The organism is Variovorax sp. Varisp36 (assembly GCF_047304235.1).
Lineage (GTDB): Bacteria > Pseudomonadota > Gammaproteobacteria > Burkholderiales > Burkholderiaceae_C > Variovorax.
Window position 1 is genome coordinate 61005 of the sequence record NZ_JBGLYU010000030.1, and the last position, 15779, is coordinate 76783.

10 protein-coding genes and 1 tRNA gene are annotated in these 15779 nt (G+C 64.0%); 9 read left to right on the forward strand and 2 right to left on the reverse strand.

Going from position 1 to position 15779, the window contains the following annotated elements:
• The first annotated feature begins 8 nt into the window (after positions 1 to 8).
• The 9 genes from rpoC to ACCD11_RS18375 all read left to right on the forward strand — a co-directional run bounded on the left by rpoC (position 9) and on the right by ACCD11_RS18375 (position 14185).
• On the forward strand, positions 9 to 4244 hold the full coding sequence (gene rpoC / locus ACCD11_RS18335; protein WP_007831062.1) for a DNA-directed RNA polymerase subunit beta': 4236 nt from the start codon (positions 9 to 11) through the stop codon (positions 4242 to 4244).
• Positions 4245 to 4342: 98 nt separating this feature from the next.
• On the forward strand, positions 4343 to 4951 hold the full coding sequence (locus ACCD11_RS18340; RefSeq protein ID WP_413314953.1) for a lema family protein: 609 nt from the start codon (positions 4343 to 4345) through the stop codon (positions 4949 to 4951).
• Between the two features lie 131 nt (positions 4952 to 5082).
• On the forward strand, positions 5083 to 6417 hold the full coding sequence (gene rsmB / locus ACCD11_RS18345) for a 16S rRNA (cytosine(967)-C(5))-methyltransferase RsmB (RefSeq protein ID WP_413314954.1): 1335 nt from the start codon (positions 5083 to 5085) through the stop codon (positions 6415 to 6417).
• 52 nt (positions 6418 to 6469) lie between these two features.
• Positions 6470 to 7036, forward strand: a complete 567-nt coding sequence (locus tag ACCD11_RS18350; protein WP_007831065.1) for a DUF4390 domain-containing protein — start codon at positions 6470 to 6472, stop codon at positions 7034 to 7036.
• Complete coding sequence (locus ACCD11_RS18355; protein ID WP_413314955.1) at positions 7033 to 9363, forward strand: sensor histidine kinase; 2331 nt, start codon at positions 7033 to 7035, stop codon at positions 9361 to 9363. Before ACCD11_RS18350 ends, ACCD11_RS18355 begins: the two co-directional genes overlap by 4 nt.
• A gap of 89 nt (positions 9364 to 9452) precedes the next feature.
• Positions 9453 to 10154, forward strand: coding sequence for a response regulator (locus ACCD11_RS18360; protein WP_007831069.1), 702 nt, complete (start codon positions 9453 to 9455; stop codon positions 10152 to 10154).
• Positions 10155 to 10178: 24 nt separating this feature from the next.
• Positions 10179 to 10254: transfer RNA gene (locus ACCD11_RS18365), tRNA-Phe, on the forward strand.
• Positions 10255 to 10426: 172 nt separating this feature from the next.
• Positions 10427 to 11770: a tyrosine-type recombinase/integrase gene (locus ACCD11_RS18370; protein WP_413314956.1), complete on the forward strand. Its 1344-nt coding sequence runs from the start codon at positions 10427 to 10429 to the stop codon at positions 11768 to 11770.
• Positions 11771 to 12559: 789 nt separating this feature from the next.
• Positions 12560 to 14185 (forward strand): DNA cytosine methyltransferase, encoded by a 1626-nt coding sequence (locus tag ACCD11_RS18375; RefSeq protein WP_413314957.1) that lies wholly within the window; start codon positions 12560 to 12562, stop codon positions 14183 to 14185.
• Between the two features lie 73 nt (positions 14186 to 14258).
• Here ACCD11_RS18375 and ACCD11_RS18380 read toward each other — a convergent pair whose 3' ends face one another.
• Together ACCD11_RS18380 and ACCD11_RS18385 are read right to left on the reverse strand one after the other, a co-directional pair.
• On the reverse strand, positions 14259 to 14717 hold the full coding sequence (locus ACCD11_RS18380) for a very short patch repair endonuclease (protein WP_413314958.1): 459 nt from the start codon (positions 14715 to 14717) through the stop codon (positions 14259 to 14261).
• Between the two features lie 15 nt (positions 14718 to 14732).
• Positions 14733 to 15779: AIPR family protein (locus ACCD11_RS18385; protein WP_413314960.1), on the reverse strand; the 1047-nt coding region annotated here is incomplete at its 5' end.

Consider the following 15779-nt stretch of genomic DNA (forward strand, 5'->3'; position numbering starts at 1 on the left):
AGAGTCTTATGAAATCGCTACTCGACCTGTTCAAGCAATTCACGCCCGATGAGCATTTCGATGCCATCAAGATCGGCATGGCTTCGCCCGAGAAGATCCGCTCGTGGTCTTTCGGCGAGGTGAAGAAGCCCGAGACGATCAACTACCGCACGTTCAAGCCCGAGCGCGACGGCCTGTTCTGCGCCAAGATCTTCGGCCCCATCAAGGACTACGAGTGCCTGTGCGGCAAGTACAAGCGCCTGAAGCACCGCGGCGTGATCTGCGAGAAGTGCGGCGTCGAAGTCACGCAGACCAAGGTGCGCCGCGAGCGCATGGGTCACATCGACCTGGCCGCGCCCTGTGCCCACATCTGGTTCCTGAAGTCGCTGCCGTCGCGCCTGGGCCTCGTGCTCGACATGACGCTGCGCGACATCGAACGCGTGCTGTACTTCGAAGCCTACGTGATCACCGACCCCGGCATGACCCCGCTGAAGAAGTTCGGCATCATGTCCGAGGACGACTACGACGCGAAGCGCAAGGAATACGGCGACGAGTTCGTCGCCAAGATGGGCGCCGAAGGCATCAAGGACCTGCTCGAGGGCATCGAACTCGACAGCGAGATCGAACGCCTGCGCGGCGACCTGACCGGCTCCGAAGTCAAGGTCAAGAAGAACTCCAAGCGCCTGAAGGTGCTGGAAGCCTTCCGCAAGTCGGGCATCAAGCCCGAGTGGATGGTGCTCGACGTGCTGCCCGTGCTGCCGCCGGACCTGCGTCCGCTGGTGCCGCTGGACGGCGGCCGCTTCGCGACCTCCGACCTGAACGACCTGTACCGCCGCGTCATCAACCGCAATTCGCGCCTGCGCCGCCTGCTGGAGCTGAAGGCTCCGGAAATCATCGCGCGCAACGAAAAGCGGATGCTGCAGGAAGCTGTCGACTCGCTGCTCGACAACGGCCGCCGCGGCAAGGCCATGACGGGCGCCAACAAGCGCGCGCTGAAGTCGCTGGCCGACATGATCAAGGGCAAGAGCGGCCGCTTCCGCCAGAATCTGCTGGGCAAGCGCGTCGACTACTCGGGCCGTTCGGTCATCGTGGTGGGCCCGACGCTCAAGCTGCACCAGTGCGGCCTGCCGAAGCTGATGGCGCTCGAGCTGTTCAAGCCCTTCATCTTCTCGCGCCTCGAGGCCATGGGCATCGCGACGACGATCAAGGCTGCCAAGAAGGAAGTCGAATCGGGCACGCCGGTGGTCTGGGACATCCTGGAAGAGGTCATCAAGGAGCACCCGGTCATGCTGAACCGCGCTCCTACGCTGCACCGTCTGGGCATCCAGGCCTTCGAACCGATCCTGATCGAAGGCAAGGCCATCCAGCTGCACCCGCTCGTCTGCGCGGCATTCAACGCTGACTTCGACGGCGACCAGATGGCCGTTCACGTGCCGCTGTCGGTGGAAGCGCAAATGGAAGCCCGCACGCTGATGCTGGCCTCCAACAACGTGCTGTTCCCGGCTTCGGGCGAACCGTCGATCGTTCCTTCGCAGGACGTGGTGCTGGGTCTGTACTACACGACCCGCGACCGCATCAACGGCAAGGGCGAGGGCCTGATCTTCTCCGACATCGGTGAAGTGCAGCGTGCGCTCGACGCCAACGAAGTCGAACTCACCGCCAAGGTGGCAGTGCGCATCACGGAGTACACCAAGGACAAGGAAACCGGCGTCTTCACGCCGTCGACCTCGCTCGTGGACACCACCGTGGGCCGCGCACTGCTGTCCGAGATCCTGCCGAAGGGCCTGCCGTTCTCGAACATCAACAAGGCGCTGAAGAAGAAGGAAATCTCCAAGCTCATCAACGTCTCGTTCCGCAAGTGCGGCCTGAAAGAGACCGTCGTGTTCGCCGACAAGCTGCTGCAGAACGGCTTCCGCCTGGCGACCAAGGCCGGCATCTCGATCGCGATCGACGACATGCTGGTGCCCGCTGAAAAGCACGGCATCATCGAACGCTCGGCCAAGGAAGTGAAGGAGATCGAACAGCAGTACGTCTCCGGTCTCGTGACCTCCGGCGAGCGCTACAACAAGGTGGTGGACATCTGGGGCAAGGCCGGCGACGAAGTGTCGAAGGTCATGATGGCCAAGCTGTCCAAGCAGAAGGTCATCGACCGCCACGGCAAGGAAGTGGAGCAGGAGTCGTTCAACTCCATCTACATGATGGCCGACTCCGGCGCCCGCGGTTCCGCAGCGCAGATCCGCCAGGTGGCCGGCATGCGGGGCCTGATGGCCAAGCCGGACGGCTCGATCATCGAGACGCCCATTACCGCGAACTTCCGCGAAGGCCTGAACGTGCTGGAGTACTTCATCTCCACCCACGGTGCCCGTAAGGGTCTGGCCGACACGGCGCTGAAGACGGCGAACTCGGGTTACCTGACCCGTCGTCTGGTCGACGTGACGCAGGATCTGGTCGTGACCGAGCAGGACTGCGGCACGCACGGCGGCTACCTGATGCGCGCGATCGTCGAAGGCGGTGAAGTGATCGAATCGCTGCGCGACCGTATCCTCGGCCGCTCGGCTGCGGACGACGTGCTGCACCCGGAAAACCGTTCGGTGCTGCTCAAGGCCGGCGAGATGTTCGACGAAGACAACATCGAAGTCCTGGAAGCCCAGGGCGTAGACGAAGTCAAGGTCCGCACCGCGCTGACCTGCGAAACCCGCTTCGGCATCTGCGCGACCTGCTACGGACGCGACCTGGGCCGCGGCGGCCTGATCAACATCGGCGAAGCCGTCGGTGTGATCGCTGCCCAGTCCATCGGCGAACCCGGCACGCAGCTGACGATGCGTACCTTCCACATCGGTGGCGCCGCTTCGCGCGCTGCCATCGCTTCGAGCGTGGAAGCCAAGTCGAACGGCTCGATCGGCTTCAATGCCACGATGCGCTACGTGACCAACAGCAAGGGCGAGCTGGTCGTGATTTCGCGTTCGGGCGAGATCGTCATCCATGACGAGCACGGCCGTGAGCGCGAACGTCACAAGGTGCCGTACGGCGCCACGCTGACGGTCAAGGCCGACCAGCAGATCAAGGCCGGCCACGTGCTCGCCAACTGGGACCCGCTGACCCGTCCGATCATCACGGAATTCGCCGGCAAGACGCAGTTCGAAAACGTCGAGGAAGGCCTCACGGTTGCGAAGCAAGTGGACGAAGTGACCGGTCTGTCGACCCTGGTCGTGATCGATCCGAAGCGCCGTGGCGCTGCCAAGGTCGTTCGCCCGCAGGTGAAGCTGATTGATGCGCAAGGCCAGGAAGTGAAGATCCCCGGCACCGATCACTCGGTGACGATCGGCTTCCCGATCGGCGCGCTGGTGCAGATCCGCGACGGCCAGGACGTGGGCCCCGGCGAAGTGCTGGCGCGTATTCCGGTCGAAGGCCAGAAGACCCGCGACATCACCGGCGGTCTGCCGCGCGTCGCCGAGCTGTTCGAAGCCCGTTCGCCGAAGGACAAGGGAATGCTGGCCGAAATGACCGGTACCGTGTCGTTCGGCAAGGAAACCAAGGGCAAGATCCGCCTGCAGATCACCGATCCGGAAGGCACGGTCTGGGAAGACCTCGTGCCGAAGGAAAAGAACATCCTGGTGCACGAAGGCCAGGTGGTGAACAAGGGCGAAAGCGTGGTCGACGGCCCGGCGGACCCGCAGGACATCCTGCGCCTGCTGGGTTCGGAAGAACTCGCGCGCTACATCGTGGACGAAGTGCAGGACGTGTACCGTTTGCAGGGTGTGAAGATCAACGACAAGCACATCGAGGTGATCGTTCGCCAGATGCTGCGCCGCGTCGTGGTCGACAACATCGGCGAGACCGGCTACATCTCCGGCGAACAGGTCGAACGCAGCGAAATGCTCAACACCAACGACGCCCTGCGCGCCGAAGGCAAGATCCCCGCGACGTTCACCAACCTGCTGCTCGGTATCACGAAGGCATCGCTGTCGACCGACTCGTTCATCTCGGCCGCGTCGTTCCAGGAAACGACGCGCGTGCTGACCGAAGCCGCGATCATGGGCAAGCGCGACGAGCTGCGCGGCCTGAAGGAAAACGTCATCGTCGGCCGCCTGATTCCCGCAGGCACCGGCATGGCGTACCACCAGGCCCGCAAGGTCAAGGACGCCATGGACGAAGCCGAGCGCCGCGCCATCGCCGAATCGGAAGCTGCCGAACTGGCAGGCTCCGCCGACAGCGATGCGACGACCAGTACGGCGGACGCCAGCGAAGGCGCTGCGACCGAATAACTGGGTAGCATCACCGGCCATGACCGGTACACACGCCCCCCGACCGCCCCCGGTTGGGGGGCGTTTTTCTTTGTGTTTTCCATGAGGCGTTGTCGTCGATGAGCGTGTTGCCCGAATCGCTGGCCAGCTGGATCGTCATTGCGATCCTGTTGTTCTGGTTTGTCGGTGCCTACAACCGGCTGGTGCGTTTGCGCGCGGCTGTGCTGCAGGCCTACGGCCTGCTCGACGCGGCCCTGGGCAAGCAGCTGGATTTCGTGCAGGCCAGCATCACCGCCGCGCCAGCGCCAGAAGCAGCGCCAACGGGGGAGTCGCTGTCGTCCATCGCGCCATTGCAGGCCGCGACGACCCAGCTCGCGACCTTGCTCGGTGCGACCCGGCTGCACCCGTTGGACAGCGGCGGCATGGCCGCGCTGGCCACTGCGCTCCAGGTGTGGGCCAATGCATGGCGCCGCCAGCACCCGGACGAAGTGACGGTGTTCGATGCCGACGGCACGCTGTCGCGGCCGGCGCAACTGCAGCCCGGGGCCGAGGCCATGTCGCCCAGCGCCAGCGAGCCGATCGCGTGGCCCGAGCCTTCGGCCGCGGCGGAGATCGCTCGGGGCCAGTTCAATCAGGCAGTGGGGCACTACAACGCCGCGATCGCGCAATTCCCGGCACTGCTGGTGGCATGGGCCGTGCGTCTGCGTCCGGCTGCGCCGCTGCTCTGAACGAAACCCGGCGCGATTCTTTTCCATCTTTCCATTGCGTGGCGCCCGGCTTTTCGGGCGCCCGTTACCATCGTCCCAACTTGTCAGAACTACCTTCCGATCCTTCCTCGAGCAGCAGCGGCACGCCGTCATTGCAGCCCCCGCTCTGGCGCCAGCTGCAACTGACCGCAGCGGCGCTGGCGTCAATCCGCGCCGGCACCTCGGGCTCCGTCGCGTTCGAAGCCGTCGAGCCCGCGTTGCGGCCCGGCGTGCAGGCGCTCGGCTTCCAGGTGCTGCGATGGCTCGGCCGCGCCGAAGCGCTGCGCCGCCACCTGGCCAAGCGCACGCCGCCGCCCCTGCCCGATGCATTGCTGTGCACCGCGCTGGCGCTGGCCTGGGACGCCGAGCGCGCGCCCTACGAACCGTTCACGCTGGTCGACCAGGCCGTCGAGGCCGCCAAGCGCAACCCCGCGACGCGGGCGCAGGCGAGCTTCATCAACGCCTGCCTGCGGCGCTTCCTGCGCGAGCGCGACGAATTGGTGGCCGCCACCGACTCCGAGCCGGTCGCGCAATGGAACCACCCTCGCTGGTGGATCGAGCGCCTCAAGCGCGACCATCCGCGCGAGTGGCAACGGGTGCTGGGCGCAGACAACGCGCAGGCGCCGATGACGCTGCGGGTCAATGTTCAGAAGTCGACCGCGGCTTCCTATCTTGTGGAGCTGGAGGCCGCCGGTCTCGGCGCGACGCGCGTGGGTCCCAGCGGCCTGCAACTGACGCGTGCACGCCCCGTGCAGCAACTGCCCGGCTTTGCCGACGGTGCCTGCTCGGTGCAGGATGCCGCTGCGCAGATGGCCGCGCCGCTGCTGCTCGAAGGCCTGTTGCCGGCGAAGCCCGGTGCCGCAGTGCCGCTGCGGGTGCTCGATGCCTGCGCGGCTCCCGGCGGCAAGACCGCGCACCTGCTCGAAATGGCGACTCCCGGCGCCATCGACGTGACCGCGCTCGAAGTCGATGCCGCCCGCAGCCGCCGCATCGACGAAACCCTCGCCCGCCTCGGACTGAGCGCCAAGGTGCTCGTGGCCGACGCGGGGCGTCCGGCGCAGTGGTGGGACGGCACGCCTTTCGACGCCATCCTGCTCGATGCGCCATGCACCGCCTCGGGCATCGTGCGGCGCCATCCCGACGTTCGCTGGCTGCGCCGCGAGAGCGACACCGCCCAGCTCGCCGCCCAGCAGGCCGCGTTGCTGGCCGCGCTCTGGCCGCTGGTGCGGCGCGGCGGCCGGCTCCTTTACTGCACCTGCTCCGTGTTTCGCGAAGAGGGTTCGCAACAAATTGATGCGTTTCTTGTACACAACACCGACGCCCGATTGCTGCCATCGCCAGGCCATTTGCTGCCCCAAAGCGGGTCGAATGCCCGCGGTGTCCCGGACAATCCCTCTGGTGACCACGACGGTTTCTTCTACGCCCTGCTTGAAAAGCGCCCGCACTGAGCGGCGCTGGCCGGTCTGGCTGCCCATCCTGTTCTGGGCCTGGGCGATGTGCATGGCCTGGCTGCCGGCTCCGGCGGCCGCCCAGGCCCGCACCGGCGCGTCGATCACGCAGATGCGCCTCGAACAGGCCGACGACGGCGTTTATTTCAGTGCTGCGGTGCAGTTCGAACTGCCCTCGCTGGTGGAGGAGGTGCTCGACAAGGGCATCGCCATCTATTTCGTGGCCGAGGCCGAGCTCTACCAGGAGCGCTGGTACTGGACCGACCGAAAGGTCGCCCAGGTCACGCGCCACATGCGGCTGGCCTACCAGCCCCTCACGCGCCGCTGGCGCCTCAACGTATCGGCAGCGCCGATGACGGGCGCGGCCGGCCTGGGCATCTCGCTGAACCAGAACTTCGACACGCTGGCCGATGCGCTCGACGCCATCAAGCGCGTCGGCCGCCTGCGGTTGGCCGACGTGTCGGAGGTCGGCGACGATCCGCTGCACCAGGTCACCTTCCGCTTCCGGCTCGACACCTCGCAGCTGCCGCGCCCGTTCCAGATCGGCGTGGTCGGGCAGGCCGACTGGAACATCGCCACCGAGCGCACGGCCCGGCTCGCAATGGAGAAGCAGAAGTGAGCATTTCCGGGCGCAGCGGCGCAGCGGCCACGCCGGCCGCGCGCCGCGCGCGGGCCACGCGCTGGGCCATTGGCGTCGGTGCCGCGCTGGTCACGGCCATCGGCCTGGTGCTGATGTTCCTGCTGGCGCAGGCCACCAACAACCGCGCGCTGTACGAGCGCTACTACGTGCGCCTGTTCGGCATCAACGTCGTGGTGGCGGTGCTGCTGGTGCTGGTGATCGGCTGGGTCGCCTTCCGTTTGCTGCGGCGGCTGCGGCAAGGCAAGTTCGGCAGCCGGCTGCTCATCAAGCTGGCTGCCATCTTCGCGCTGGTGGGCGTGGTGCCCGGGGCGCTGGTCTACGTGGTGTCCTATCAGTTCGTTGCGCGCTCGATCGAGAGCTGGTTCGACGTCAAGGTCGAAGGTGCGCTCGATGCCGGCCTGAACCTCGGGCGCGCCACGCTCGATTCGCTGTCCGACGATCTCGCCGCCAAGACGCGCGGCGCCAGCGCACAGCTGGCGCAGGTGCCCGACACGAGCGCGGGCCTGGTGCTCGAACGCATCCGCGACCAGCTCGAGGCCACCGACGTGATCCTCTGGACCGGTTCCGGGCAACTGGTGGCCAGCGCCGGCAGCTCCCGTTTCCAGCTCAGCCCCGAGCGTCCGACCCCCCAGCAGTTCCGCCAGGTCCGACCGGAGCGCGCCGTCGCGCACGTCGAGGGTCTGGACGAAACCGCCCCACCGGGCGCGACCCCGCCGGTGGCGAGCGTGCGCGCGCTCGCCATGGTGCAGAGGCCGGGCTTCGACTTCGACACCGCGCCCCGGTATCTGCAAGTCACGCGGCCGCTGCCGCCGGCCGTGGTCGCCAACGCGCTGGCCGTGCAGGAGGCCAACCGCGAATACCAGGAGCGGGCGCTCGCTCGCGAGGGCCTGCGCCGCATGTATATCGGCACGCTCACGCTGAGCCTGTTCCTCGCCGTGTTCGGTGCGGTGCTGCTGGCCGTGCTGTTCGGCAATCAGCTCGCGCGGCCGCTGCTCGTGCTGGCCGACGGTGTGCGCCAGGTGGCCGCCGGCGACCTGCGGCCCACCGCGGTGCTTCAGGGCAAGGACGAACTGGGCGGCCTCACGCGCTCGTTCGCCGTCATGACCCAGCAGCTGGCCGATGCCCGCGGCGCCGTCGAGAAGACCGTGGGCGAGCTCGATGCCGCGCGCGCCAACCTGCAGACCATTCTCGACAACCTGACCTCCGGCGTGATCGTGCTCGACGCCAAGGGCACCGTGCTCTCGACGAACCCAGGCGCGACCCGTGTGCTGCGCGCGCCGCTCGCGGCCTACGAAGGCCGGGCACTCGTCGACGTGCCGGGCCTGGCCGACTTCGGCGCCAAGGTGCAGCAGCAATTCGAGGACTTTCTCGTCGAGCGCGTGCAGCACGGCCTCGACCACTGGCAACACGCCTTCGAACTGCACGCTTCCGGCACCGACCTGCCGCAGCAGGACGGCGCCATCAACATCGTCGCGCGCGGCGCGGAACTGCCCGGCGCCGCACGGCTGCTGGTGTTCGACGACATCTCCGAGATCGTCTCGGCCCAGCGCGCGCAGGCCTGGGGCGAGGTCGCGCGCCGGCTGGCACATGAAATCAAGAACCCGCTCACGCCGATCCAGCTCTCGGCCGAGCGGCTGGAGATGAAACTGTCGGGCAAGGTCCAGCCGCCCGAACAGGCCGTGCTCGTGAAGTCGGTGAAGACCATCGTCGACCAGGTCGATGCGATGAAGCGGCTGGTGAACGAATTCCGCGACTACGCGCGACTGCCCGCCGCCGACCTCAAGCCGGTGGATCTCAACGCCTTGCTGGCCGACGTGCTCCAGCTCTACAGCGCGGAGAACCTGCCGATCACGCTGCGCTCCGAACTCGACGAGCGCTGCCCGCCCATTCGCGGCGATGCGCAGCAGATCCGCCAAGTGATACACAACCTGTTGCAGAACGCGCAGGACGCCGCCGAGGCTGCCGCCAGCGGGACCGGCAGGGCGGGCGAGGTCGTGGTGCGCACGCGGCTCGGAGATTCGGGTCAGCGCGTGCGCCTGACCGTGCAGGACAGCGGCCCTGGTTTTGCCGAGAACATCCTGAAGCGCGCGTTCGAACCCTACGTCACCACGAAAACAAAAGGTACCGGTTTGGGCCTTGCGGTCGTCAAGAAAATCGCCGACGAGCATGGCGCGCGCATCGAGCTTTCCAACCGTGTCGTCGACGGGGCTGTAGCAGGGGCGCAAGTCTCGCTATCATTCGCGCTGGCAAGCGGGCCGCGGGCAGCGGCCGCTCACACCGAAGATTCAAAGTCTTCCGCCGCCTGAGCCGCACGAATATCCGTCGCACAGGCGACGGATGGGCCCGCGGACCCTACACACATTGCAGACACCAGCGCAAACAACAAGCAGCACTCATGGCAAACATTCTCGTGGTCGATGACGAGCTGGGCATCCGGGACCTGCTCTTCGAAATTCTCAATGACGAAGGCCACAACGTGGAGCTCGCGGAAAACGCCGCCGAGGCGCGCGCGGCGCGCCAGCGCGCGCGGCCCGACCTCGTTCTGCTCGACATCTGGATGCCCGACACCGACGGCGTCACCTTGCTCAAGGAGTGGTCCACCGCCGGCCTGCTGAGCATGCCCGTCATCATGATGAGCGGCCACGCCACCATCGACACCGCGGTCGACGCCACGCGCATCGGCGCGTTCGCCTTCCTCGAGAAGCCCATCACCATGCAGAAGCTGCTCAAGGCGGTGGAGCAGGGCCTGGCGCGCGAGAGCGCGCGCCGCGCCGCTGCAGGCGTGGTGCCCGCGCCCGTCGCCGGCAGCCAGGCAGCCGCCATCACGACGACGGGCGACAGCCTGCTGATGGCCTCGCTGGCTTCCGTGCCGGTGGCCGACGCCGGCCCGCAGTCGACGCAGAGCTTCGACCTCGACCGCCCGCTGCGCGACGCGCGCGACGGTTTCGAGAAGGCGTACTTCGAGTTCCACCTCGCGATGGAGAATGGTTCGATGACCCGCGTCGCGGAGAAAACCGGCCTCGAACGCACCCATCTCTATCGAAAGCTCAAACAACTTGGTGTGGATCTTTCAAGAGGGCGCAGAAGCGCTGTATAATTTAGGGCTGCACTCAAATGCAATGGCCCGGTAGCTCAGTTGGTAGAGCAGCGGATTGAAAATCCGCGTGTCGGTGGTTCGATTCCGCCCCAGGCCACCATTTTTCTTTCTCGGTAGATCCCAAGACAGCTAAAAAGCCCTTGTACATCAAGGACTTAGCCTCAAAAAGGCGGCTCAAGCGGCATCACCGAACCTCACAAAGTCCCGTTCTTGCGCGTACCCCACGGTGTACCCCAGACTGCTTTTCAATCGCAGTCGATTTTGGGTACACCATGGGGCAACTCAACGAGCTTCAGATCAAGGCGGCAGCGCCGCGGGACAAGGAATATTTGCTGGCGGACGGCGACGGTCTCTACCTTCGCGTGCGCCCGACCGGCAAGGCGTGGGTTTATCGCTACAAGCGGCATGGCAAGGAGGCCAAGCTCAGCATCGGGCACTACCCGGTCGTGACGCTTGCGGCTGCGCGCAGGAAGGCGCGTGCCGAAGCCGAGAAGCGCGCCGAGGGTGTCGATCCCCGCGAGGCACGGCGGGTGGAGGAAGAACGCGATCGCGTTGCGCGCCTCAATACCTTTGAACGGACCGCCCGTGCATGGCATGCGCAGGCGCGGAAGGATCGCGAATGGTCCGCCGGCTACGCCGAGAAGGTGATGCGTCACCTGGAGCTGCACATCTTTCCGTGGATCGGTGCGCTGGCCATGGAGGCCATCTTGCCGACCGAGGTGGTCCGATGCCTTCACCGCATCAAGGAGCGCGGCAATCTGGAGACGGCGCAGCGCGTGCGCGAAGCGGTGCAGCATGTGTTCCAGTACGCCGTCGATGTGGGCGCGCTGGATCCGGCCAGGAACTTCGTGAACAGCCGCACGGCTGGCCTGCCGCCACCTCGCACGCGCCACTATGCAGCCATCACGGACCCGCAGAAGCTCGGCCAGTTGCTTCGGGACATACGTGCCTACAACGGCAACGTCATCACACGCGCGGCCCTGCAACTCTCGCCCTTGCTGTTCCAGCGGCCGGGTCAACTCCGGTTGGCGCACTGGGAAGATGTGGATCTCGATCAGGCGCTGTGGCGTTGCCCGCCCGAGAAGATGAAGCTGCGAGAGTGGAAGAAGCGCGATGTACGCACGCCGGCTCATCTGGTACCGCTGCCGACGCAGGCGGTCGAGATCCTGCGTGACATCCATCCGCTGACCGGTCCGAGTGGGCCGATCTTCCGCAGCATGGCGAAGCGTTCCGAGAAGACGCGCTACATGAGCGACAACACCATCAACAGCGCGCTGCGCACGTTGGGCTATGACACGAAGGAGCAGATCACAGGCCACGGGTTCCGCGCCACGGCCCGGACCCTGATTCGCGAGCTGTTGGGATCGGACCGTGAGGTGATCGAGCGGCATCTGGCGCATGGCTCCGATGAGGAACTGGGTAGCGCCTATGACCGCGCCACTTTCCTGAGTCAGCGACGCAAGATGATCCAACTGTGGGCGGATCTGCTTGACGAACTAGCTGCGGACAAAGCGTTCGCGGTGCCTGCTTGCACAGCGTTCAGCAAGGGGGGCGAATTGGGCGCAGCGGAGACGGGCTCTGCTGCCGGTGCCCTGTCATCTTCATACCCATCTTGACACCTAGTGCTGAAAGCAGCGTCGACGCATTGCAGAGGTATACCCCTGCAGGATCTTGAGGAGGGATGAGGTCATCAGTGAAGCCATCCCTTTCTTCAAAGGCAAGCGCTGCAATCTTGCCGAGCGGTATGTCGTGTTCCGGGCGAGCAGAAAGGCAGATCGCAAGCGCGCCCTGGCCGGCAACTCATCGAGTGGCTTTCGTACGATCCGATGGGGCGATTTTGTCGACGGTCAGCCGTAAAACTGGCCGCAGATGCGTTCATTGTCTCTTGCTTGGCCAATTCGCCAGACAGTGTCTAGCGAATCCCCGGCTAACATACCCTGGAGGGATCGAACAGTTGGCCAAAACCCAATGAAATGGGAAAGCTTGCGTTTTCTGTGTCGCAAGATATCGGCACAAGTGCCTGCAAAATTCGAGGCGTCAGATGTGCGTGTCAATTTGCACGGACCCGCTGCGAGTCGCTTTCCATCTTTGATTTTCGCGTGCAACGGACTCGGGGCGCTGTCGGGTCACAGCGCCCGCTCGATGGCCGATGCTCTCAGGCATTGACCGCGGCCCGGTATCCCGATGGGGCGGTCTGGCGCCGACGCTTGGTCGACACCAAAGGCTTGGCGATGCCGTCGGTGGGCGCTGGTCACCACGTGCTGACGTCTACCTTCGGGCGCACTTGTCCCAGCACGTCAACGCGACGCTTAAGCTAGCATCGCAGGTTCCGAACTTCTTGGGCAGAGCGAGGCTTGAGGCGACATGTGCGGGCTAGCCCATCGGCCGCTTGGTATAAACAAAGCATGATGTGGCACAAAGAAATTCCGGTGATCGACCTCTTCGCTGGCCCCGGAGGATTGTGCGAAGGCTTCTCTTCTATCGTGGAAGAGTCGGGAGCTAGACGCTTTCACGTCAAGGTCTCTATCGAAAAGGATCCGGTGGCACATCGGACCCTGTCGCTCCGTGCGCTCTTTCGGCATTTCCCAAAGGGACGGGTGCCGGACGTCTATTACGACTACGTCCAAGGAAAGATGGAACGTCAGACATTCCTTGAGCACCCTGACGTCAAGATGGCTGCACTTCAGGCCATGAGTGAGGCCAAACATGCTGAACTTGGGAAGACACCACACGAAAAGGTCGATGCTTGGATCGTCGGCGCCTTACAAGGGAATACGGATTGGGTCCTGATAGGGGGGCCGCCCTGTCAGGCTTACTCTCTGGCAGGTCGTGCACGAATGCGCGGAAAGGATGTAGCGAAGTTTGAGAAGGACAAGCGGCATTTTCTCTATACGGAGTACCTTCGAATCATCGAGAGATTCGAACCCGCGGTCTTCGTCATGGAAAACGTTAAAGGTATGCTGAATTCACAGCATGGCGGCTCTCCAATCTTCGATCGAATCCTTGCCGATCTTCGCAAGCCACGCGAGGGCCTGACCTATGAGATTCGGTCATTAGTCGTTGACAAGGAGGAGCTGGATCCGAAAGATTTCGTGATCGAGGCCGACGATCACGGCATACCTCAAAGTCGGCATCGCGTGATCCTTTTCGGGATCCGTTCTGACGTAGCCGCTTCGACACCTGCACTAGCTAGCAACCCAGGACGGTTTCTTCTCAAGAGGAAAAGGGAGAAGGTCGGCGTCGCTGACGCCCTCGCTGGGCTACCACAGCTGCGCAGCCGACTGTCGCGTGGAATGGATTCGAAACAGTCATGGCTCAAAGCTATTCGTGATACACCACATCAACTTACCCTTTGGCGGAATGATTGCCGGCCTCAAGTTGAAGACGCGATGAGGCGAGCCATCGCGCGAGCGGAGTGGCACGAGACATCGGGTTCCACATTCATCGCTGGAGTCGTAAATTTAGGCACGAAGATGCCTGCAGAGTTGAGGGACTGGTACGCCGATCCGAAGCTCCAAGGCGTGCTTCAGCACGAGTCACGTAGCCACATGAGCTCGGATCTGCAGCGCTACATGTTTGCAGCGTGCTTTACGGAAGTTCGCGGCTATGCCCCAAATTTGCGAGAGTTTCCGCCGAAGCTGCTTCCTGATCACGGCAACGTTGACGCGGCGTCTATTCCCTTTGTGGACAGGTTTCGGGTGCAAGTGGGATCTCAACCATCTTCTACAGTTGTCTCCCATATCGCAAAAGATGGGCACTACTACATCCACCCCGATGCTGCGCAATGCCGAAGTTTGACTGTGCGCGAGGCAGCACGGCTTCAGACATTTCCCGATAACTATTTTTTTGAGGGCAATCGAACTGAGCAATACCACCAGATCGGAAATGCCGTGCCGCCGTTGCTCGCCCGGAAGATTGCAGAAATCATCCTCGACTTCATGGATTCGCGGGAAATGAAGGAGGGGAAAATTGGAATTCGTAGGCGCGTTGGCCGTGCCGCGGCCGGCAGCGCCACTGTGGCTACGGCTTGAGGATGCGGGGATATGCGTTCGTCGAGCACGCATTGAATTTGCCGGGCAATCGTGCGTGTCCCTCGCGTCGCCATCAACTCCGCGTCGCACCAGTTATCTCTCCGAGCGGCAAGTCGCTTTCAATCCAAGTCCGCAGACTGTTTTGGAGGCCCGCCGCAGCTTCGACACCACGCGTCGAGCACTCCCAAACGCATAGCACTCGCCAGCCCAGCGCTTGGAGTTTTTCAATCGAGCGCTGGTCGCGTCCGACATTGGCTTCAAGCTTTGCCGTCCAAAAGTCCGAACGGGTGGCTGGTATCTTGGCATATCGGCATCCTTGGTGAAGGTGCCAAAAGCAGCCGTGGACGAAGATGGCGATCTTGCGGCTTGGTAACACGATGTCCGGTGCGCCGGGCAGGTCGCGGCGCTGCAAGCGAAATCGGTAGCCTGCAGCGTGAAGCATGCGGCGCACAAGCAGTTCCGGCTTCGTGTTTTTACCTTGGATGCCGGACATCATCCGGCTGCGGACCTCTGGGGAGACGACGTCGGTCAAGACTAGCTCCGTCTGTTAAGCCGGTCGCACCTCAGGAATGCCCGCAGTGGGCGCCGAGTAACTTGCACTGAGCACCGCAGCGCGACATTCCGGTTTCTTCGCCCACTCGGAGATCATGCGGCCGTCTGCGGTCCGATGCAGTACTTCGTTGACCTCCTTTGCCCAAACGCCTGTCTGGTCGAGCAGCTCAGGGGAGGCGCCTTGCCGGTTCCAAATGCGGTCAAGGTCAATGAGGCCGCCAAGTTGCTGCGCCAGAAGCGATACCGTGTAAGCGGTGACGTTGGCTTGGAACGCAGGGAACATGGGACGCAAATGCTTTTGCACGTCCTTATAGAGCTTGGCCTTGGCGATCATCGCCTTGTAATCGGCGGGAGTAGCAGGCGGCGGCTCACTGCCGTCGAGCGACGTGAGCGTGAGCATGAATCTGTCGAAGTTCTTCTGCGATCCGAGGCTCACAATGTCGGGTTTCATGTCCCAAGCGGAGATGTATTTCGCCAAGTCGGTTTTGGTCAGGCGGCGCGCGGGCGGTATGCTTTCCTTGAGCTTCCGAAGCGTGGCTGGCGTTGTGCCCTCTCGCGCCAGAAAGGTCTTATAGCTGCCCGCTGCCCGCTCGTAGAACCAGCGGCCCACACCGTCGGGGCAGTAGACGCGCATGGACAGTTTCTCGATCTCCACATGGAACGGCTTGTTGGCCGAGAGGTCCGACTGGCGCACCGCGTTTTGGCTGTTGGCGAATCGAGAGATGTCGGCGACGAGCGCATCCTCCTTGGCCTTGTCGGGCTCGCGCATGACGATGATCTTGGCGGGGACACGCACGCGGCGGAGGTCGATGTCGGAATGCTTTCGCTTGGCGAAGTAGATCGACGCGGTAGTCTGGCCGCCGTTCACGATCTGCATCCCCTTGAGCCAAGAAATGCCGCTCGATCCGTCGCTGAGCTCGCTGAAGAGCATCTCGTCGGCAACGATCACGATGCCGTTGTTGTAGTGTTGATTTCCATGGAATCCTGACCCACGATTTCCATCGAATATTGACCCACCCTCTTTGCGAGCCAGCCGGCTCAC

Excerpts from the sequence above, each read along its gene's own strand:
- rpoC (WP_007831062.1), top strand. The coding sequence starts at position 9 with ATGAAATCGCTACTCGACCTGTTCAAGCAATTCACGCCCGATGAGCAT.
- ACCD11_RS18340 (WP_413314953.1), top strand. The coding sequence starts at position 4,343 with ATGAGCGTGTTGCCCGAATCGCTGGCCAGCTGGATCGTCATTGCGATC.
- ACCD11_RS18360 (WP_007831069.1), top strand. The coding sequence starts at position 9,453 with ATGGCAAACATTCTCGTGGTCGATGACGAGCTGGGCATCCGGGACCTG.
- ACCD11_RS18350 (WP_007831065.1), top strand. The coding sequence starts at position 6,470 with ATGGCCTGGCTGCCGGCTCCGGCGGCCGCCCAGGCCCGCACCGGCGCG.
- ACCD11_RS18370 (WP_413314956.1), top strand. The coding sequence starts at position 10,427 with ATGGGGCAACTCAACGAGCTTCAGATCAAGGCGGCAGCGCCGCGGGAC.
- ACCD11_RS18375 (WP_413314957.1), top strand. The coding sequence starts at position 12,560 with ATGATGTGGCACAAAGAAATTCCGGTGATCGACCTCTTCGCTGGCCCC.